Raw genomic sequence first — 19,234 nt, forward strand, 5'->3', positions numbered from 1 at the left:
GCGCTGATCCGGCAATTCGAAATGCCTTGTCTTGTCCTCGCCGCCCGTGCGCACTAGGACAGACGAAATCAGGTGAGGGTGCTGTCATGGCTAACGATCTTTTTAATTCCTTCATGTCCGGTCCGGATGAGCAGGGCCGCTTCGGTATTTTTGGCGGACGGTTCGTCAGCGAAACGCTGATGCCGCTGATCCTGTCGCTGGAAGAGGAATACGACAAGGCCAAGGATGACCCCAGTTTCTGGGCCGAGATGGACGATCTCTGGGCCAATTACGTGGGTCGCCCCTCGCCGCTCTATTTCGCGGAACGCCTGACCGAACATCTGGGTGGCGCGAAGATCTACCTCAAGCGGGATGAGTTGAACCATACTGGCGCGCATAAGATCAACAACGTGCTGGGCCAGATCATTCTGGCCCGCCGCATGGGCAAGACCCGGATCATCGCCGAGACCGGCGCCGGGCAGCACGGGGTGGCCACCGCCACGGTCTGCGCCAAGTTCGGTCTGAAATGCGTGGTCTATATGGGTGCGCACGACGTGCAGCGTCAGTCGCCAAACGTGTTCCGGATGCGCCTGCTGGGGGCTGAGGTGATCCCTGTGACCTCTGGCCGCGGGACGCTGAAAGACGCGATGAACGACGCGCTGCGCGACTGGGTGACCAATGTGCGCGACACGTTCTATTGCATCGGTACAGTGGCTGGGCCACATCCCTATCCGGCAATGGTGCGTGATTTCCAGTCGATCATCGGCAAGGAAGCCAAGCAGCAGATGCAAAAGGCCGAGGGTCGGTTGCCCGACACTCTCATTGCCGCCATCGGTGGTGGCTCGAACGCGATGGGTCTGTTCTACCCGTTCCTCGATGACAAAGAGGTCAATATCATCGGCGTCGAAGCGGGTGGCAGGGGCGTGAATGAAAAGATGGAACATTGCGCCTCGCTGACCGGGGGGCGCCCTGGTGTGCTGCATGGCAACCGGACCTATCTGCTGCAGGATGATGACGGTCAGATCCTCGAAGGTTATTCGATTTCGGCCGGGCTGGATTATCCCGGCATCGGGCCAGAGCATTCATGGCTGCACGAAGTCGGCCGCGCACAATATGTCTCGATCACCGACAAGGAAGCGCTGGAGGCGTTCCAGCTGAGCTGTTCGACCGAGGGGATCATTCCCGCGCTCGAACCCAGCCATGCGCTGGCCCACGTGATGAAGATCGCGCCGGAGCTGCCAAAGGAGCACATCATCTGCATGAATATGTGCGGGCGCGGCGACAAGGACATCTTTACCGTCGCCAAGCATCTGGGCTTTGACATGTCCGACACCGAGGGGCGTGAGGCGAACTGATCGACCGGTCGGTTTTTGAAATTTTCGATATGGGCGGAGTGTTTGAATTGAATGCTCTGCCCTGATTTTGCCGACCTGACTTATTGATTGTTGCGCAACTGGGTAATATTGTTGCGTGACGGCCACAGGCGCGTTTCCGGGCCTGAAAAGCTTGTTGAGCGAATCCATCCCCTTCGCCTAAACCCGCCGATACCGGTCACGACGGATCGGACCCTAGCGGGCAGAGGTGATCACTCTCCCGGTGCGGACGGCGCTGCCGATCCCGTATGCCTGGGCCGACACCGGAGATTGGTCAGCTTTGTAGCTCAGTTGGGAAGAGCAGCAGATTTTGGGTCTGTGCGCGAAGGTTCAACTCCTTCCAAAGCCGCAAATGTAGCTCATTGGGTAGAGCAATCGACTGCGAATCGATGGGTAGCGGGTTCGACTCCCGCCATTTGAACAAACGCTGTTTGGTCAGCACCGGCCTTATAAGCCGGCCCGCGAAAGCGGTCCAACTCATCGGGTTCCGGGCATTCCCCAGCAGGGAGGGTGCCGCGCGCCGCCTGGCCTTGGCCTGTCGGGGCAGGGGCCTTCGCTGCTCTGGCTTTGGGCTGGAGGGCGGATGACGGTACCGCCGGATCGGTGCCCCGCTGTCCCGACAGGGGCGCGGCGTACTGGTCCTGCGCCCCTCTCTCTGACCCTCCCGCGCAAGGTCATGGCGCGGGGAATGTCCGGGCCTTTCTCGCCTTCGGTCAAAGGCGTAACACCTGTCACCCGATCGGGGTGCAACTCACTGAAAACATGAAAAGGAGTTCGCTTTTGCGACGACGATAGAGCGAGACGAAAAGGAGAAATGATATGACACTGTTCCAAGATGTGATCGACCGGGTGACCGGTCATCAACGGCTGACCCTGACCGAGACCCAGCGGATGCTGGTCCTTCGCAAGGGGACATTCCACGCGATTCTGGGGCCCGGGGAACACCGGTTGCCGCGCAGGGATGTCCTGACCGAGCCGCATGATCTGGAAAACCTCTTTTTCGTGTCGCCCTACAAGTCGGCGCTGATGCAGAACCGGCCCGATCTGGCCGCCGCACATCTGACCGAGTTTCGGGCCGGACCCGACGAGGTCGTGCTGCTACTGCAGGATGGCAAGCCGGTTCGGGTGATGCAGCCCGAGGCGCGCGTGCTGGTCTGGACCGATGCGGGACCGTGGCAGGTCGAACGGCATGCCGTGTCCGAAACGCTGGCGGTTCCGAATGCGGTTTCGCAGCGGCTGGGCCGGGCAGGTCTGGGCGCGATCCTGATGCAGGTCGAGGTGGCCGAGGGCCATACAGGACTGTTGACGGTCGAAGGCGTGCTGCAAGTTCAACTGGCCCCCGGTGCGCATGCGTTCTGGAAGGTCGGCCGGACTGTGGCGGTCAAGCAGATCGACCTGCGGGAGCGGACCCATGAGGTCACCGGTCAAGAGATTCTCACCAAGGACCGGGTATCCATCCGGGTCAACCTCAGCGCTGATTTCCGGGTCACCGATCCGGTCAAGGCAACAGGTGCGGTCAAGGATTTCGATCAGGCCCTGCACCGGGCGCTGCAACTGGCGTTCCGGAAGACGCTTGGTGCGCTGACACTGGACCGGCTGTTGGCTGAAAAGGTGAATGTTGACGCCGAGGCTGCAGATCGGGTGCGGACGCACATGGCCGGGATCGGCATCGAAGTGGGTGAGATCGCGTTGAAAGACGTCATCCTGCCCGGCGAGATGCGGGAGATCCTGACAGCAGTGGTCGCGGCCGAAAAACAGGCCGAGGCCAATGTCATCCGGCGGCGGGAGGAAACCAACGCCACGCGGTCTCTATTGAATACCGCAAAGGTGATGGCGGAGAACCCGGTGATGCTGCGGCTGAAAGAGCTTGAGGCGCTGGAAACCATCGCTGGCAAGGTCGAGCGCCTGACGGTTCATAATGGCACCGAGGGGTTGATGAGCGACCTCGTGAAGCTGCGGGATTGATCCCGGGAAACGGGCCGATCCGGGTATATCCGGGTCGGCCTACACCTTTTCGGAAGGTTCAGATCTTGCGCGCCTCATGGCGTTTCAGGATGTCCAGCGGCACGATCGCCAGTGCTCGGCGGTGGGTGGCGGCCAGATCGACTTTTGGGGCGCAGCCCTCGTCATGGGCCTGTAGGAACCGCGCGGCACAGAGGCACCATTTGTCGCCCGGCACCAGTCCGGCAAAACCGAACTCGGGGCGCGGGGTGCTCAGGTCGTTGCCGACATATTTGGAATAGGCCAGAAACTCTGCCGTCATCACCGCGCACACCGTATGGCTGCCCCGGTCCTGGGGGCATGTGTTGCAATGCCCGTCGCGAAAGAAACCGGTCACAGGATCGGTTGAGCAGGGTTCAAGCACCCCGCCAAGGGCATTTATGCTGTCATCAGGCTCCATGCGCCTACTTTACAGGTTTTGCGCAATCTGTCTGAACATTTCCAGATTGCTTTCATGGGCGCCCTTGTCGCGAAACCCGCGATCGGAAGAGGTCATGACGATCAGCACGCCGCGCGGTTTGTCGAAATAGAGGTACTGGCCATAGATACCGCGGCCAAAGAACTCACCCTCCTGTGCATCCACGGGGATCCACCACTGATAGCCATAGCTGCTCTGTTCCGGCTTGGTCGGGGCGCTGGCTGCGGTCGATTCCGCGATCCAATCCGCCGGAACGATCTGTTTCCCGTTATAGTCTCCATCCTGCAGGATCATCTGCCCGAAGCGGGCGAAATCGCGGGTCGTGAAATTCAGCCCTGCCAGAACAAAGGCAACGGCCGACCCGTCGGTGATGTAGTAGCCGTCCCGCTCCAGCCCCAGCGGTTCGATGATCTTCTCTGTCATCAACTCGGTCACGTTGCGCCCGGTCGCGCCGCGAATGACCATGCCGATCACATGGGTGTCGATCGAGACATATTGCCAAGCCTCGCCCGGCGCGGCGAAGCTGTCTTTCAGCGAGGCGGCGAAATCGTCCAGCCGGCCCCCCAGCGCCACGATCCGGCCCATCCGGTTGATGTCCGAGTTGTAGTCGAAGTAATCCTCGTCGAAGGACACGCCGCTGGCCATGTTCAGCACGTTGCGGATCGACGCTGCCTCATAGGCGCTGCCCTTGAGCTGGGGCGCGTATTTGATCACCGGATCGTCCAGAGAACCGATGGCACCTTCCTCCAGCAGGATGCCGAAAAGCGCCGACAGATAGCTTTTTGCCACCGACCAGGAAATCCGCCGATCCTCAGGGCTGGTGCCCTGAAAGTACTCTTCATAGCGGATTTCGCCGTCCTTCAGCACCAACAGAGATGTGGCCGCGCGCGCCTTCAGCCATTGCTCCGATCCTTGCGGAAGCTCAAACGCCGCGCCGTAGGCGAACTCGCTGGTCGGGCCGGTTCCACGCGGCAGATCGGCGGTCAGAAAGGCCGCATTCATATTCGAAAAATTCGCGACGATCCTGTCCGCGTCAAACAGCGAGTTGACGGCCAGCAGGCGCCCGATCTCTTCGCGCTTCCAGATCCCGACCACCAGCACCGCCAGAACCAGTGCAAACGCGATCCGCAGCAGCCATTTTCCGAACTTCCGCATTCCGTTCTCCTGTTTGTTCGAGACAGAGTGGCAAGGGATCCGTGTTCGGGCAACGGCTACGCGGCGGAAGCCAGTTCAGCGAAAGCGGTCCATGAGTTTTTGCATTGGCGAGCGCGTGTCCTCGGCCGCAGTTTCGGGTTGGGCGGGCGCAGCCTCGGGGGCCGGTTTGGCCGGTCGTGTTTTGGACGAGCGGGGCGGTGTGGTGCGCAGGGCGACCGCGTTCATGAACTTGCCGCTATCGCCATCGGCCAGCAAGGCCGCACCGTCCGATACCCCGCGCAGCACGTCATCCAGCCAGGCTTCGTCCGCCTTGGCAAAATCATGCAGCACATAGCCCGAGACCAGCTCTTTGCGGCCCGGATGCCCGATGCCCAGACGCACCCGGTCATAGGCCGCACCGATATGGTCGTGGATCGAGCGCAGCCCGTTATGGCCCGCATGACCGCCACCCGCTTTCACCCGAACCTTGCCGGGGGCCAGATCAAGCTCATCGTGGAAAACGGTGACATCGGTCGAGTCGAGCTTGTAGAAACGCATCGCCTCACCCACAGACTGGCCAGAGCGGTTCATGAAAGTTTCGGGCTTGAGCAGCAATGTCTTTTCGCCACCCAGACGGCCTTCGGCGATCTGGCCCTGAAACTTGGATTTCCACGGACCGAAACCGTGATCGGCAGCGATGTGGTCAACGGCCATGAAGCCGATATTGTGCCGGTGGCCGGCATATTTGCCGCCCGGATTGCCCAATCCGACAAAGAGTTTCATGGTCCTGCTCCAGGCATGTGTTCGCTTCCCGCCTAGATGCACCGTTTTGGCCCGGATTTCCAGCCGCAGATCCACCGCCCGATCCCGGCACAAAAAACGGAGCCCCGAAGGGCTCCGTTCCGGTCCTCATGGAAATGAGGATTATTCTTCGGCTTCTGCCTCGGCTTCCACTTCGACGCCTTCTTCGGCCACTTCGCCTTCGCCTTCGCCTTCTTCGTCATCATCCGATGCCAGACCCGACGGGGCGGCGATGTTGGCGATCACGAAATCGCGGTCGATGGTCGCTTTGGTGCCTTCGGGCAGGGTCACGCCCGAGATGGTCGCGACGTCGCCGATTTCCATTGCCGACAGGTCAACCACGATCTTTTCGGGGATATCGCCTGCGGTGCAGATCAGTTCAACCTCAGGACGCACGATGGTCACAACGCCGCCTTTGCGAAGGCCGGGTGCCTCGTCTTCGCCAACAAACTCAACCGGAATGAACAGGTTGATCTTGGTCGTGCGGCGCAGGCGCATCAGGTCCAAATGGGTGGGCAGGTCCTTGACCACATCACGCTGCACGTCGCGGCAGATGACGCGGACATCGTCGTGGCCATCGACCTTCAAGTTGAACAGGGTCGACTTGAACCGGCCCGCTTTAAGGCTCTTGAACAGAACGTTGAACGGAATCTGGATCGGCAGCGGGTCAACGTCACCACCAAACACAATGCCCGGAACCATACCGGCGCGGCGCGCCTGACGAGCGGCGCCCTTGCCTGTCCCCGTCCGTTCCAGAGCTACGAGATCAGGAATCTCACCAGCCATGATAAATCTCCAAAGTTAGGGCAGGGTGCCTCCAAGGCTGTCACCCCGCGTGAAGCCGCGCGTATAGACCAGACCGGGAGGATTGAAAAGCCCATTTCGCCGGGCGGTTTCCTTATGTTCTCAGATGGCCCTCGGCCTCGCACAGGCGCTCATAGAGCGCGAATTCCGCCGCCCGCGCTTGGTGCAGCTTACGCATGGTTGACGGGTTCAGCTCAAGCTCCATCTCGGGCGAGACGTTCTGGGTCTTGAAGGCGGGTCGGTCACCAAAGCGCTGGGTCAGGAAATCATGAAAAATCTCGAACTGCTCGTAGCGGAACAGGTGATCGATCAGCAAGTCGCCATGTTTGCTGGTCAACATGCGGTGCTGGCTGCCGATCGCGGCATGTTCGGGCGGATCGTCGCTGAGCAGGGCCAGTACAAAACTGTCAAAGCTGATGTCGCCGGTATAGCGGTCGGTTCCCTTGATGTCATCGCGGCTGCGGTATCTGTACCAGCTGCCGATCTGGTCGAGCGGATCGCGCATGATCGCGATGCGTTCTGGGTACAGCCGAAATGCATCGGCCAGAAACGGTGCGATCTTGCTTTCATAGCGTCTCGCGGGCAAGTGCTTGCGCCGCCCAAGAAAGGCCACATCCGCGCGGCTCCGCAATGCCAGCTCGATCGCGGTCGAGCCGGTTTTCGGGACTGCAATAAAAGCCAGGCAAGGATCGGAAAAGATCAGCATGGCGCTACTTTAGGGGCAATTCAATCCTTCTGCCAGCGGCCTTCGAAATCGTCGGGAATCAGCAGGTTATGGCGGCCCAGATCGGTCACGTTGCGCTCACCGCAAAGCGCCATCGTGGTGTCGAGCTCCTTGTGGATCACCTCCAGCGCGGTAGTGACGCCCTGTTGACCCATCGCGCCCAGACCATAGACAAAGGCGCGCCCGATAAAGGTGCCTTTTGCCCCCAATGCCAGCGCTTTCAGCACGTCCTGGCCTGAACGGATGCCGCTGTCCAGATGCACCTCGATATCATTGCCCACCGCGTCCATGATCTGCGGCAGCATGCGGATCGAGCTGAGAGCGCCGTCCAACTGCCGCCCGCCGTGATTTGACACCACGATCGCGTCCGCTCCCAGCTTGGCGGCCATTTTCGCATCATCGGGGTCAAGAATGCCCTTCAGGATCACCTTGCCGTCCCATAGCTCCATCAGCTTTTCGATCTTGGCCCAGTCCAGGGTCAGGTCGAACTGTTCGGCAGTCCAGGTTGCCAGGGACGAGGTATCCGTGATTCCATTCACATGGCCAACGATATTGCCGAAGTCGCGGCGCTGCGCGCCCAGCATTCCGATGCCCCAGCGCCATTTGGTCATCAGGTTCGCAATCGTCCTGAGCGTGGGTTTCGGCGGCGCGCTCAGCCCGTTCTTCAGGTCCTTGTGCCGTTGACCGAGAATCTGCAGGTCCAACGTGATGACCAGAGCCGAGCATCCCGCATCCTTGGCGCGCTGGATCAGACGGTGAACATAGTCCTCGTCGCGCATTGTATAGAGTTGAAACCAGAACGGTGTGCTTGTCGCCTCTGCCACGTCCTCGATCGAGTTGATTGACATGGTCGACAGGGTAAAGGGCACTGCGAAGGCCTCGGCCGCCCGTGCCGCCTTGATCTCGCCATCGGCGTGCTGCATCCCGGTCAATCCGACCGGGGCCAGCGCCACCGGCATCGCGACATCTTGCCCGATCATCTGGCTGGTGGTCGTCCGGCCTGACATGTCGACCGCGATTCGTTGCCGCAGGCGCAGCTTTTCGAAATCCGACGTATTCTCGCGAAAGGTCTGCTCGGTCCAGCTGCCGCTTTCGGCATAATCGTAGAACATGCGCGGCACCCGGCGCTCATGGATGTGCTTGAGGTCGTCGATGTTTGTAATCACGGGCATTTCCAGAGCGCCTCCAATTTTGGTAAAAAATATTTACCAATTTAGAATTCGCTTTGCAATAGGGGAATTGCCGGTAACTTGACTGGTGCGATATTGTACTATATTGGTTCAATATCGCACTAAAGGAGATTGTGATGACACTGAGCCGCAGAAAGACACTCGCCTTGCTGGGTGGGGGTGCCATTGTCGCCGTAGGTGGTGCCGCCGCCGGTTTTGTCACCACCCGAACTCCGAAGGACGCGCTGCGTCCATGGGCGATGGCCGGGCAGTATTCCGATCCGCGCAAACGCGCGCTGAGCTATGCCATCCTTGCTCCGAACCCGCATAACCAGCAGCCCTGGCGGGTTGATCTGGGACGTGAGGGAGAGGTGACGCTCTATGTCGATACCAATCGTCTGCTGCCCCACACAGATCCGTTCAGCCGCCAGATCATTATCGGGCTGGGTTGTTTTCTGGAACTGCTGTCGATTGCCGCGGCGCAGGACGGGTATCGCGTCGAATTTGATCTGTTCCCCGATGGCGAACCGGGTGCGGACCTGGGCGACCGACGAATCGCCGTTGCACATTTCTCCCTGCAATCGGGCGGTGAAGAACCGAAGCTCTTCGCGCAGATCCTCAACCGCCGTTCCTTGAAAGAGCGCTATGACATGGCAAAAACCGTTCCGGTGGGCGTGCTGTCCGCGCTCGAACAAGTGGTCAGCAAGGGCAGCGACGTGGCCACAACCAACGCGCCGGACATGGTGCAGAGCTTGCGCGATCTGACGGCAGACGCCTTGCAGATCGAGTTCGAAACGCCGCATACCTACGAGGAAAGCGTCGATCTGTTCCGGATTGGTAAACGTGAGGTCAATGCCAATCCCGACGGGCTCGATTTCTCGGGCCCGATGTGGGAGGCAATGCGCCTTACCGGTCTTTTCTCCCGTGAAGCGGCGCTCGACCGAGACGGGATTGCCTATACTTCCGGCCTCGACATGGTGCGCGACACGGCGCAGGCCAGCATGGCCTATATCTGGCTGGTAAGCGACGGGAACACCCGTACCGAGCAGATCGCGACAGGGCGCGACTGGGTGCGGCTCAACCTGGCGGCCACGGCGCTGGGGCTAGGTGTGCACCCCATGAGCCAGGCATTGCAGGAGTTTCCCGAGATGGCCGGGCTATACCAAAAGGCGCATGAATTGCTGGCCCCCGACGGCGGAACCGTGCAAATGTTGGGCCGATTGGGATATGGTCCGCAGGTTCCGGAAAGCCCGCGCTGGCCGCTGGACGCGAAAGTAAGAACCGTTTGACACCACAGGATGCGCCGCCGCTGGTCTTTCAGGTCTTCAACGAGATCGGCATCATCGAACAGCTTAGCCGCACGGTGCTTGAGGCGCATATGCCCAAGGGCCTGATCGCGCCGCATTTCGGGGTGCTCAACCACCTAGTGCGAGTGGGCGATGGCAGCACACCGATGGCGATGGCGCGGGCGTTTCAAGTCCCCAAGACCTCGATGACGCATACGGTTTCGGGACTTGTGAAACATGGGCTGGTTGATATGCGCCCAAACCCAGATGATGGCCGCTCGAAACAGGTTTGGCTGACCGATGCGGGCCGCGCCCTGCGCGACCGGATCATCGCCGATATGAGCCCGCAATTCGAACGTCTGGCCCGCGATTTCGATATCTCGAAGTTGCAGGACATCCTGCCGGTTCTGACCGAGCTGCGAGTCTATCTTGATGAGGACCGCGACCGGGTGTGAACGCATGGGCATGCTCGCCGATCGCCCACACACAGGTCAGTTTCTTGGGTACTGTATCAGGACGACTGTCCTGCTCCTATGCCTATGCCTCTGTCGTTTCAGCAACAGGTGCTTTGGTCTCATAGGCCATACACAAGGCTGCGGCGGTCAACATGATCATGAACATACCGAAGAGTTCACCCAAAACGCCAACTGCTATGTCCATGGCCGGCCCAGTGTTGGCGATTTCAATGTTGGCCAGTGAAAGCAGGGCGACTAACGATACAATGCTGAATAGCCCATTGCCCGTGAGCAGGCGCCAGATAGTCACCCAGAAGGAAACTCTGCCGCGCTGGAATGCTGTGGCGAGAGACAAATCGCTCTCCGATGCTGCGGCGGGTAAGACGGTTCCGAACAGTGCCGCAAGCACGTAGAACACCAACGCGGCAGGAACCAGAGCTAGAATGGCGGCACCCGTGACAGACGTCTTGTCGGTTTCTGGCAGAAGGCCAACGATCAGGTACAAAAACAAACCCCAGAAACATGCGGTAACAAGCCAGAACATGCCCAACCGCCACATGAATGGCCATTGCCTGCCGGCTAGCGGTCCGTCCTTACGGCGACTGAACAGGTCTGCTTCTGATGCCCGCTCCCCAGTCAACAGAAGCCGGTGACAAGAAAGCGCAACAAATGCATAGACAAAGAGTGATGCGCCATTGGTTGAGCTTGAATCAAGGACTTGGCTCAGCAAGGCCATGATGACCGACAGCCCAAAAAACAGCAGGAAGTTTGCGGTGAAAGTGCGCAGCGCACGGGCATAGATTTTTATCATTTTTGTGCCGTGATCTCTCAGACCGAATGCGCGCCGTTTGACAGTGTTTTGACGAAATCCAGCACTTCATCCACCGGCTTGCCTGCGCCGATCTGGCTGACGATGGCCGACCCCACAACCGCCCCGTCCGCGACGCTGGCGATGGTGCGGGATTTCTCGGGGGTGTTGATGCCAAACCCCACGATGACCGGCAGATCGGTAGCCGATTTGATGCGTGCCACTTCGGGGCCGACATCCGTCGCCTGCGCCTCGGCCGAGCCGGTGATGCCGGTGATCGAGACGTAGTAGACGAAGCCTGACGTGTTCTGAAGGACGCGTGGCAGGCGTTTGTCGTCGGTGGTGGGCGTGGCCAGGCGGATGAAGTTCAACCCCGCTTCCTGCGCCGGAATGCACAGCTCATCATCTTCTTCCGGCGGCAGGTCGACGACGATCAGGCCATCGATCCCGGCGGCCTTGGCATCGCTCAGAAATGTCTCGACGCCGCGATTGTAGATCGGGTTGTAATAGCCCATTAGAACGATCGGCGTGGTGTCGTCCGTTTCGCGAAACCGCCGGGCAAGCTCCAGCGTGCGCTCCAGCGTCATGCCCGCATCCAGCGCCCGCTGACCGGCCAATTGAATTGTCGGGCCGTCGGCCATGGGGTCGGTGAAGGGCAGGCCCAGCTCGATCACATCCACACCAGCGCCGGGCAGGCCCTTGACCACCTCAAGCGAGGTGTCGAAATCCGGATCGCCCGCCATGATATAAGAGACGAAAGCTTTCTTCCCTTGCGATTTCAGGGCGGCGAACTTGGCGTCGATACGGGTCATCAGGTTTCCTTGCACTCAGGGTTCGACCTGATGTGCAGAAACTTGCCCCGAAAATCAATCCCGCCATGTACCGTGCGGCTCAGAAAGCGAAGTGATAGCGGATCATCGCCTCGTTCACACCCGGATTAAAATCCTCGGTACCGGCGTTGGATTTATGGGAAACGGAAAGCGACAGCTTGTTGCCGCTGTCAAACGTGTAGCCAACACCGAACAGGCTCCGGATCTGGAAATTGCTACCCAGATCGTTGCGGCTTTCGCCTTCGAAATAGGCGCCCGGCATCACGCTGCCTTCCAGAAACCAACTCTGACCGAGCTGATAGACACCATAAAGGCCCGCACCGATATGGGTGTCACCGCTTGCGTCGGCCGAAAGCGTGCCACCCCAGCCAGCGCTAAACCGTGTCGCCTCGTGAAAGGGCGTGTGATGATAGTCGAGCGCAAAAAGCGCCTGATCCTCACCTTTATAGAATGAAAAATCTGCATAACCTACGCCAACAATCAGGCTTTGCGCCTGCGCGGCGGCGGCCCCTGCGGCGAGCAGGAGAGACGCAATAAGTGTTTTGATCATTGTCCCCGTTGAACTTTCCGAATTTTTTCTCCCAAATTATTAATTTCCGCTGCGTAAGTACAGCGTGGGCTGTTGCTGGACGCATTGGCGGCCCTTCGGTGTTGCAAATGCGCCCGCTTGCGCATTGGCCGCAAGCTGCCTAGAAGCAGCCGCGACTGATAGCAGGAGACCGACATGGGCTTTAAAGTGGGAATCGTGGGGCTGCCCAATGTGGGCAAGTCGACCCTGTTCAATGCGCTGACCCGAACGGCGGCCGCGCAGGCGGCGAATTTTCCGTTTTGCACCATTGAGCCGAATGTGGGCGAGGTGGGAGTGCCCGACGACCGGTTGGACAAGCTGGCCGCGATCGCCAGCTCGAAGCAGATCATCCCGACCCGCATGACATTTGTGGACATTGCCGGTCTGGTCAAAGGCGCCTCTAAGGGAGAGGGGCTGGGCAACCAGTTCCTGGCAAATATTCGCGAGGTCGACGCCATCGCCCATGTGCTGCGCTGTTTTGAGGATGGCGATGTCACACATGTCGAGGGCCGCGTCGATCCGGTGGCCGATGCGGAGACCATCGAGACCGAGTTGATGCTTGCCGATCTGGAAAGCATCGAGAAACGCCGCGCAAATCTTGTCCGCAAGCTCAAGGGCAATGACAAGGAAGCGCAGCAGCAGGACCGCCTGCTGGGTGTAGCGCAGCAGATGCTGGAAACTGGCAAGCCCGCGCGGCTGGTCGAGGTGGATGCCGAGGATGCAAAGGCGTGGAAACTGTTGCAACTCTTGACAACCAAGCCGGTGCTTTATGTCTGCAACGTGGGCGAAGCCGAGGCTGCAGATGGTAACGAGCATTCCGCCAAGGTCGCCGCCATGGCGGCCGAACAGGGCAACGCCCATGTCGTCATCTCGGCCCAGATCGAGGAAGAGATCAGCCAGCTCGACGAGGATGAGGCGGCGATGTTCCTTGAGGAGATGGGTCTTTCCGAGGCCGGGCTGGCCCGATTGATCAAGGCGGGCTATGCGCTTTTGCATCTGGAGACCTACTTTACCGTCGGTCCGAAAGAGGCCCGCGCCTGGACCATCCGCATCGGCACCGCCGCGCCGCAGGCGGCAGGTGCCATCCATGGCGATTTCGAAAAGGGCTTCATCCGTGCCGAAACCATCGCTTATGGCGACTATATTGCCTGCAATGGCGAGCAGGGGGCCAAGGAAGCGGGCAAGATGCGGGCCGAGGGCAAGGGCTATGTCGTCAAGGATGGCGATGTGTTGCATTTCCTGTTCAACACGTGATCTGTCAAAAGGTGCGCCTGCGGCGCGCTTTTCAGTTTTGCGTTCAGGCCACGCAGACCCCGGGGCGCTGCCCCGGACCCCGTGGACCTGTTGACGCGATGCTATTGCCATGCCTTGGGTGAATGCCGTTATGATATCTGGTAAGATAGACCGGATCGCATCGTGATAGACCTCAAGGACCTGCAATTGCTAACAGCTTTGGCGCGGCACCGGCATTTTGCCAAGGCGGCGGAGGCCTGTGGGATTTCACAGCCAGCTTTTTCGATGCGCATCCGGGCGCTTGAGGGGCGGCTGGGTGTGTCCATTGTGCGGCGTGCCAATCGGTTTCAGGGGCTGACGGAAGAAGGCGAGATGATCGTGCGCCGCGCCCGCCGTATCCTCGACGATACCAAGGCGCTGGAACAGGAAGTGCAGGCCGCGCGCGGTGAGATCACTGGCACGCTGATCCTGGGCGTGGTACCGACCGCGCTGGCCTTTACCGGCCCGCTCACTCGCCGCCTGCACGAAGCGCATCCCCGGATCGTTACCCGGATCGAGGCGATGTCGGCCACCGCGATCCAGCATAAGCTGGATGATGGCTCGATCGACGCGGGCGTGACATATGGTGACAGTATCGGCACCGATCTGCGCATCGTGCAGCCGCTTTACGAGGAAACATATGTGCTGCTGGCGCCCGTGCATATGAGTGATGAGACGGGACCTCTGCCCTGGGCGCGCGTGGCGGAATATCCGCTGTCGCTGCTTGAGCCGCAGATGCAGAACCGCCGCATTCTGAATCACATCTTCGCCGAACAGGGACTGCACCCGCAGGTTGTGGCGGAAACCAGCGGTTTCACCGCCTCGCTGGTGATGGCGCGCGAGGGGCTGGCGGCGAGTGTTCTGCCGCAAATCCTGATGGCCTCGTTGGGTGATCTCGATGGGACGGTGGTGCGCCCGCTGACCGATCCGGAGGTGAGCAAGCCGATCTGCCTGGCCACGCTGGAGCGTGACCCCGATTTGCCGACAATCGTCGCTCTGCGGGATGTGGTTGCCTCATTATCGTGATAATCTGTCGTGATCGTACCATTCGATTTTGAGATTTGACGATATATCCTGCTGATGAGAGACCGAGCCTTAATCGGAGGGCATCATGGCACCATTAGATACCAAGCCATCAGGCGACAAAAAGGGCGTCTGGAAGTCAGGTAAAGGCAAGGGGCGGCGCACGCCCAAGGGCCGGCAGTTCACGGATGAGGCGCTGGGCGAGGTACAGCGCCTGCTGGGGGATCGTCCCCGCCGCCGCGATCTGTTGATCGAGTTTCTGCATCTGATCCAGGATGCACATGGGCATCTGTCCGCCGACCATCTCAGCGCGCTGGCCGCCGAGATGCGGGTGGGCCAGGCCGAGGTGTACGAGACCGCGACGTTCTACGCCCATTTCGATGTGGTGAAAGAGGATGAGGCCCCGCCACCCGCACTGACCATCCGGGTCTGCGATTCGCTTTCCTGCGAGATGGTCGGTGCGCAGCAGTTGAAAGCGGCGCTGGAGGACGGGCTTGATCCGGGTCAGGTCCGGGTGCTCCGCGCACCCTGCATGGGGCGTTGCGACACCGCGCCGGTGCTTGAGATCGGTCATAATCACATCGACCACGCCACGCCCGAAAAGGTGCAGGCCGCGATCGCCGCAGGCGACACACATGTGCATCTGCCTGACTACGAGAGTTTCGCCAGCTATGCCGAGAATGGCGGCTATGAAGCGCTGAAATCCCTGCGTACCTCCGGCGATTGGGAACAGGTGCAGGAACAGGTGCTGGTCTCGGGTTTGCGCGGTCTTGGCGGGGCTGGTTTTCCGTCGGGCAAGAAATGGGGATTTGTGCGCGCCAATGACGGCCCGCGTTATCTGGCTGTGAACGGAGATGAGGGCGAGCCGGGTACATTCAAGGACCGCTATTATCTGGAACGCACGCCGCATGTATTCCTAGAGGGGATGCTGATCGCCGCTTGGGCGGTCGAGGCGCAGACCTGTTTCATCTATATGCGCGACGAATACCCGGCGGTGCTGGAGATCCTCGCGACCGAGATCACCGCGCTGGAAGCGGCGGGGATTGTTGAGCCCGGCTATATCGATCTGCGGCGCGGGGCTGGGGCCTATATCTGCGGCGAAGAATCCGCGATGATCGAATCGATCGAAGGCAAGCGTGGCCTGCCGCGCCATCGCCCGCCCTTTGTGGCGCAGGTCGGCGTGTTCGGGCGGCCGACGCTCGTACATAATGTCGAAACGCTTTATTGGGTTTCCAAGATTTGCCGTGAGGGTCCGGAATGTCTGAGCGGGACCGAGAAGAACGGCCGCAAGGGGCTACGAAGCTATTCGGTCTCGGGCCGAGTCGTGGCGCCGGGTGTCTACCTGCTGCCTGCGGGGTCCACCATCCTAGACGTGATCGAGGCTGCCGGGGGCATGGTCGAAGGTCACGCCTTCAAGGCCTATCAGCCGGGCGGGCCGTCCTCTGGACTGTTGCCTGCGTCGATGGATGACATTCCGCTCGATTTCGACACGTTGCAGCCGCATGGCACCTTCATTGGCTCGGCGGCGGTTGTGGTTTTGTCCAATCAGGACACCGCCCGCGATGCGGCGCTGAACATGCTGCGTTTCTTCGAGGATGAAAGCTGTGGCCAGTGCACACCCTGCCGGGCAGGTTGCGAAAAGGCGGTGAAGCTGATGCAAGCCGAGAGCTGGGACACCGGTTTGTTGAACGATCTGTGTGATGTGATGGCGGATGCCTCGATCTGTGGTCTGGGGCAGGCGGCCCCGAACCCGATCCGGCTGGTCATGAAACATTTTGCAGACGAAATCTGAAGGACAGGGAGCGAGCCATGCTTGATGCAAGCGAAACCAAGACCGTGACCTTCAGCCTCAATGGCGAAGATGTCACCGTACCCGATGGCTGGACCATCTGGGAGGCAGCCAATGGCAAGGGCCTCACCATCCCGCACCTGTGCCACAAACCCGCGCCCGGCTACCGTCCGGACGGCAATTGCCGCGCCTGCATGGTCGAGGTGGAAGGCGAGCGCACGCTGGTTGCGTCCTGCATCCGTCCGGCTTTGGACGGGATGGTGGTCACCACCGACAGCGAGAGGGCCGAGAAATCCCGCGCCATGGTGATGGAACTGCTGGTGGCGGACCAGCCCGAGGTAGCCCATGATACCTCGTCGCATTTCTGGGACATGGCGGCGATGAACGGTGTCGAGGATAGCCGCTTTCCGGCCAAAGCCCCCGAAACGATCCCGCTGCTGGATGCCAGCCATGTGGCGATGCGGGTCAATCTGGATGCCTGCATCAGCTGCAACCTGTGTGTCCGGGCCTGCCGCGAAGTTCAGGTCAATGATGTGATCGGTATGGCCGGTCGCGGCGCGACGTCAGAGATCGTGTTCGACCAGAACGACCCGATGGGTGCGTCCTCTTGCGTGGCTTGCGGCGAATGCGTGCAGGCCTGCCCGACCGGCGCGCTGATGCCCGCTACAGTTCTGGACGAGGACCAGGCAGGGGACAGCAAAGATTATGATCGCGAGGTCAAATCGATCTGCCCGTTCTGCGGGGTGGGTTGCCAGCTCAGCTACAAGATCAAGGACAACAAGATCAAATATGTCGACGGGATCAACGGCCCGGCCAATGAAAACCGTCTCTGCGTCAAGGGGCGGTTCGGGTTCGACTATATCAGCCACCCCCATCGCCTGACCAAGCCGCTGATCCGCAAGGACGGCATGCCCAAGGGGCTGAATGTGGACCCCGCAAATGTGCACACCCATTTCCGCGAGGCGACATGGGACGAGGCGCTGGATGTGGCGGCCAAGGGGCTATCCGACCTGCGCGCCGAAAAGGGCACGAATGTTGCGGGCTTCGGCTCGGCCAAATGTTCCAACGAAGAGGCCTATCTGTTCCAAAAGCTGATCCGGCAGGGCTTTGGCCACAACAATGTCGATCACTGCACAAGGCTCTGCCATGCCTCATCGGTCTCGGCGTTGCTGGAAAATGTCGGCTCGGGCGCGGTGACAGCGACCTTCAACGAGATCGAGAATGCAGATGCGGCCATCGTCATCGGCTGCAACCCGATCGAGAACCACCCCGTCGCGGCCACTTATTTCAAGCAGTTCACCAAGCGGGGGGGCAAGCTGATCGTCTGCGATCCGCGCGGTGTCGGCATGGGCAAATTCGCCACCCACCGGCTGCAGTTCAAGCCGGGCGCGGATGTGTCGATGCTGAACGCGATGATGAACGTGATCGTCGAAGAAGGCCTGTATGACCGGCAGTATATCGAAGGTTACACCGAAAATTGGGACGAGATGAAAACCCATCTCGCTGCTTATACACCAGAAAAGATGGCGCCGATCTGCGGTATCGAACCGGATGTGCTGCGCCAGGCGGCGCGCGATTTCGCGACCGCACGGGCAGGCATGATCTTTTGGGGGATGGGCATCAGCCAGCATATCCACGGCACGGACAACTCGCGCTGCCTGATCTCGCTGGCGTTGATGTGTGGCCATGTGGGCCGACCGGGCACCGGTCTGCACCCGCTGCGGGGGCAGAACAATGTGCAGGGTGCCTCGGATGCCGGGCTGATCCCGATGTTCCTGCCGGATTATCAGTCGGTGATGGATGATGGTGTGCGCTCTGCCTTTACCAGCGTCTGGAACAGCGGCGATTTCTCGAACGAGAAGGGCCTGACCGTGGTCGAGATCATGGATGCGATCCATGCGGATGACATCAAGGGCATGTATATTCTGGGCGAAAACCCGGCCATGTCGGACCCGGATGTGGATCACGCCCGCGCCGCGCTGGCCAAGCTGGATCATCTGGTCGTGCAGGATATTTTCCTGACCGAGACGGCGAACTATGCCGATGTGATCCTGCCCGCCAGCGCCTGGGCCGAAAAGACCGGCACTGTTACAAACACCAACCGACAGGTCCAGATGGGCCGTCCCGCAGTGACCCCTCCGGGTGAGGCAAAGGAGGACTGGTGGATCGAGGTCGAACTGGCGAAACGGCTGGGCCTGAACTGGATCTACACCCATCCCAGCGAGGTCTTTGCCGAGATGAAGCTCAACATGGGCTCGCTCGACAATATCACATGGGAAAGGCTGGAAGGTGAGGCGGTGACCTATCCGTCGCTCAGCCCCGAAGATCCCGGTCAGGCGATCGTGTTTGGCGACGGTTTCCCGCGTCCCAACAGACGCGCCCGCTTTACGCCCGCCAAGATCATCGAACCCGATGAGCGTCCCGATGCCGAATACCCGTTTGTCCTGATCACGGGGCGGCAGTTGGAGCATTGGCATACGGGGTCGATGACCCGTCGGTCGCATGTGCTGGACGCGGTTGAGCCCGAGGCGAACTGTTCGATGAACCCCAAGACGCTGCGCCGCATGGGGGTTGCACCCGGCGAGATGATCCGCCTGACCACCCGGCGCGGCTCGGTTGAGGTTATGGCCCGCGCCGACCGCGCCATTGCCGAGGACAACGTGTTCCTTCCCTTTGCCTATGTCGAGGCGGCGGCGAACATCCTGACCAACAGCGCGCTCGACCCCTATGGCAAGATCCCCGAGTTCAAATACTCGGCCGTGCGCATCGAACCGGCGGCTGCGGTCGCTGCAGAATAGTC

17 protein-coding genes and 2 tRNA genes are annotated in these 19,234 nt (G+C 60.4%); 10 read left to right on the forward strand and 9 right to left on the reverse strand.

The genetic code is table 11. From position 1 onward, the window contains the following. The first annotated feature begins 86 nt into the window (after nucleotides 1-86). The 4 genes from trpB to AB1E33_RS16455 all read left to right on the forward strand — a co-directional run bounded on the left by trpB (nucleotide 87) and on the right by AB1E33_RS16455 (nucleotide 3,317). Nucleotides 87-1,334, forward strand: coding sequence for a tryptophan synthase subunit beta (gene trpB / locus AB1E33_RS16440; RefSeq protein ID WP_372578359.1), 1,248 nt, complete (start codon nucleotides 87-89; stop codon nucleotides 1,332-1,334). A 295-nt stretch (nucleotides 1,335-1,629) separates the two neighbouring features. Beyond that, nucleotides 1,630-1,701, forward strand: a tRNA-Gln gene (locus AB1E33_RS16445). Then, a tRNA-Arg gene (locus AB1E33_RS16450) sits at nucleotides 1,702-1,773 on the forward strand. 398 nt (nucleotides 1,774-2,171) lie between these two features. Then, nucleotides 2,172-3,317, forward strand: coding sequence for a slipin family protein (locus tag AB1E33_RS16455; protein ID WP_372578360.1), 1,146 nt, complete (start codon nucleotides 2,172-2,174; stop codon nucleotides 3,315-3,317). 58 nt (nucleotides 3,318-3,375) lie between these two features. Here AB1E33_RS16455 and AB1E33_RS16460 read toward each other — a convergent pair whose 3' ends face one another. The 6 genes from AB1E33_RS16460 to AB1E33_RS16485 form a co-directional block, all read right to left on the reverse strand. Next, the gene (locus tag AB1E33_RS16460; RefSeq protein ID WP_372578361.1) at nucleotides 3,376-3,753 is read right to left on the reverse strand and encodes a DUF2237 family protein; all 378 of its coding nucleotides are present in this window, start codon (nucleotides 3,751-3,753) and stop codon (nucleotides 3,376-3,378) included. 9 nt (nucleotides 3,754-3,762) lie between these two features. Continuing rightward, on the reverse strand, nucleotides 3,763-4,926 hold the full coding sequence (locus AB1E33_RS16465) for a serine hydrolase domain-containing protein (protein ID WP_372578362.1): 1,164 nt from the start codon (nucleotides 4,924-4,926) through the stop codon (nucleotides 3,763-3,765). Nucleotides 4,927-5,001: 75 nt separating this feature from the next. Next, nucleotides 5,002-5,688, reverse strand: coding sequence for an aminoacyl-tRNA hydrolase (gene pth, locus AB1E33_RS16470; protein WP_372578363.1), 687 nt, complete (start codon nucleotides 5,686-5,688; stop codon nucleotides 5,002-5,004). A gap of 141 nt (nucleotides 5,689-5,829) precedes the next feature. Next, complete coding sequence (locus AB1E33_RS16475; RefSeq protein WP_372578364.1) at nucleotides 5,830-6,492, reverse strand: 50S ribosomal protein L25/general stress protein Ctc; 663 nt, start codon at nucleotides 6,490-6,492, stop codon at nucleotides 5,830-5,832. Nucleotides 6,493-6,604: 112 nt separating this feature from the next. Further along, nucleotides 6,605-7,216, reverse strand: a complete 612-nt coding sequence (locus AB1E33_RS16480; RefSeq protein WP_372578365.1) for a hypothetical protein — start codon at nucleotides 7,214-7,216, stop codon at nucleotides 6,605-6,607. A gap of 20 nt (nucleotides 7,217-7,236) precedes the next feature. Continuing rightward, on the reverse strand, nucleotides 7,237-8,406 hold the full coding sequence (locus AB1E33_RS16485) for an alpha-hydroxy acid oxidase (RefSeq protein WP_372578366.1): 1,170 nt from the start codon (nucleotides 8,404-8,406) through the stop codon (nucleotides 7,237-7,239). 134 nt (nucleotides 8,407-8,540) lie between these two features. On the opposite strand from AB1E33_RS16485, the gene AB1E33_RS16490 reads away from it, so the two are divergent. After that, on the forward strand, nucleotides 8,541-9,692 hold the full coding sequence (locus tag AB1E33_RS16490; protein ID WP_372578367.1) for an Acg family FMN-binding oxidoreductase: 1,152 nt from the start codon (nucleotides 8,541-8,543) through the stop codon (nucleotides 9,690-9,692). Next, a complete protein-coding gene (locus tag AB1E33_RS16495) occupies nucleotides 9,689-10,144 on the forward strand; it encodes a MarR family winged helix-turn-helix transcriptional regulator (RefSeq protein ID WP_372578368.1) in 456 nt (151 codons plus the stop codon). The genes AB1E33_RS16490 and AB1E33_RS16495 overlap by 4 nt, the downstream gene beginning before the upstream one ends. Before the next feature lie 82 nt (nucleotides 10,145-10,226). Here AB1E33_RS16495 and AB1E33_RS16500 read toward each other — a convergent pair whose 3' ends face one another. From AB1E33_RS16500 to AB1E33_RS16510, 3 genes are all read right to left on the reverse strand, one after another. Continuing rightward, nucleotides 10,227-10,955 carry a hypothetical protein gene (locus AB1E33_RS16500; RefSeq protein ID WP_372578369.1) on the reverse strand — a complete coding sequence of 243 codons (729 nt, stop codon included), beginning with the start codon at nucleotides 10,953-10,955 and terminating at the stop codon, nucleotides 10,227-10,229. Nucleotides 10,956-10,972: 17 nt separating this feature from the next. Continuing rightward, the gene (gene trpA, locus AB1E33_RS16505; RefSeq protein WP_372578370.1) at nucleotides 10,973-11,764 is read right to left on the reverse strand and encodes a tryptophan synthase subunit alpha; all 792 of its coding nucleotides are present in this window, start codon (nucleotides 11,762-11,764) and stop codon (nucleotides 10,973-10,975) included. 79 nt (nucleotides 11,765-11,843) lie between these two features. Continuing rightward, nucleotides 11,844-12,332 carry an acyloxyacyl hydrolase gene (locus AB1E33_RS16510; RefSeq protein WP_372578371.1) on the reverse strand — a complete coding sequence of 163 codons (489 nt, stop codon included), beginning with the start codon at nucleotides 12,330-12,332 and terminating at the stop codon, nucleotides 11,844-11,846. 174 nt (nucleotides 12,333-12,506) lie between these two features. Here AB1E33_RS16510 and ychF point away from each other — a divergent pair, with 174 nt between their 5' ends. The 4 genes from ychF to fdhF all read left to right on the forward strand — a co-directional run bounded on the left by ychF (nucleotide 12,507) and on the right by fdhF (nucleotide 19,232). Continuing rightward, the gene (gene ychF, locus AB1E33_RS16515) at nucleotides 12,507-13,604 is read left to right on the forward strand and encodes a redox-regulated ATPase YchF (RefSeq protein ID WP_372578372.1); all 1,098 of its coding nucleotides are present in this window, start codon (nucleotides 12,507-12,509) and stop codon (nucleotides 13,602-13,604) included. 162 nt (nucleotides 13,605-13,766) lie between these two features. Then, nucleotides 13,767-14,648, forward strand: a complete 882-nt coding sequence (locus AB1E33_RS16520) for a LysR family transcriptional regulator (RefSeq protein WP_372578373.1) — start codon at nucleotides 13,767-13,769, stop codon at nucleotides 14,646-14,648. An 85-nt stretch (nucleotides 14,649-14,733) separates the two neighbouring features. After that, nucleotides 14,734-16,437: an NAD(P)H-dependent oxidoreductase subunit E gene (locus AB1E33_RS16525; protein WP_372578374.1), complete on the forward strand. Its 1,704-nt coding sequence runs from the start codon at nucleotides 14,734-14,736 to the stop codon at nucleotides 16,435-16,437. Nucleotides 16,438-16,454: 17 nt separating this feature from the next. Next, nucleotides 16,455-19,232 (forward strand): formate dehydrogenase subunit alpha, encoded by a 2,778-nt coding sequence (gene fdhF / locus AB1E33_RS16530; RefSeq protein WP_372578375.1) that lies wholly within the window; start codon nucleotides 16,455-16,457, stop codon nucleotides 19,230-19,232. Nucleotides 19,233-19,234: the final 2 nt, after the last annotated feature.

It is taken from the genome of Ruegeria hyattellae (genome assembly GCF_041537925.1).
In the GTDB taxonomy this organism is placed as follows: domain Bacteria; phylum Pseudomonadota; class Alphaproteobacteria; order Rhodobacterales; family Rhodobacteraceae; genus Ruegeria_C.

What these genes read in the sequence shown, in the direction of transcription:
- fdhF (WP_372578375.1), top strand. Translation starts at nt 16,455, where the DNA reads ATGCTTGATGCAAGCGAAACCAAGACCGTGACCTTCAGCCTCAATGGC.
- AB1E33_RS16500 (WP_372578369.1), bottom strand. Translation starts at nt 10,955, where the DNA reads ATGATAAAAATCTATGCCCGTGCGCTGCGCACTTTCACCGCAAACTTC.
- trpA (WP_372578370.1), bottom strand. Translation starts at nt 11,764, where the DNA reads ATGACCCGTATCGACGCCAAGTTCGCCGCCCTGAAATCGCAAGGGAAG.
- pth (WP_372578363.1), bottom strand. Translation starts at nt 5,688, where the DNA reads ATGAAACTCTTTGTCGGATTGGGCAATCCGGGCGGCAAATATGCCGGC.
- AB1E33_RS16475 (WP_372578364.1), bottom strand. Translation starts at nt 6,492, where the DNA reads ATGGCTGGTGAGATTCCTGATCTCGTAGCTCTGGAACGGACGGGGACA.
- AB1E33_RS16460 (WP_372578361.1), bottom strand. Translation starts at nt 3,753, where the DNA reads ATGGAGCCTGATGACAGCATAAATGCCCTTGGCGGGGTGCTTGAACCC.
- AB1E33_RS16510 (WP_372578371.1), bottom strand. Translation starts at nt 12,332, where the DNA reads ATGATCAAAACACTTATTGCGTCTCTCCTGCTCGCCGCAGGGGCCGCC.
- AB1E33_RS16525 (WP_372578374.1), top strand. Translation starts at nt 14,734, where the DNA reads ATGGCACCATTAGATACCAAGCCATCAGGCGACAAAAAGGGCGTCTGG.
- AB1E33_RS16480 (WP_372578365.1), bottom strand. Translation starts at nt 7,216, where the DNA reads ATGCTGATCTTTTCCGATCCTTGCCTGGCTTTTATTGCAGTCCCGAAA.
- trpB (WP_372578359.1), top strand. Translation starts at nt 87, where the DNA reads ATGGCTAACGATCTTTTTAATTCCTTCATGTCCGGTCCGGATGAGCAG.
- AB1E33_RS16485 (WP_372578366.1), bottom strand. Translation starts at nt 8,406, where the DNA reads ATGCCCGTGATTACAAACATCGACGACCTCAAGCACATCCATGAGCGC.
- AB1E33_RS16455 (WP_372578360.1), top strand. Translation starts at nt 2,172, where the DNA reads ATGACACTGTTCCAAGATGTGATCGACCGGGTGACCGGTCATCAACGG.
- ychF (WP_372578372.1), top strand. Translation starts at nt 12,507, where the DNA reads ATGGGCTTTAAAGTGGGAATCGTGGGGCTGCCCAATGTGGGCAAGTCG.
- AB1E33_RS16465 (WP_372578362.1), bottom strand. Translation starts at nt 4,926, where the DNA reads ATGCGGAAGTTCGGAAAATGGCTGCTGCGGATCGCGTTTGCACTGGTT.
- AB1E33_RS16490 (WP_372578367.1), top strand. Translation starts at nt 8,541, where the DNA reads ATGACACTGAGCCGCAGAAAGACACTCGCCTTGCTGGGTGGGGGTGCC.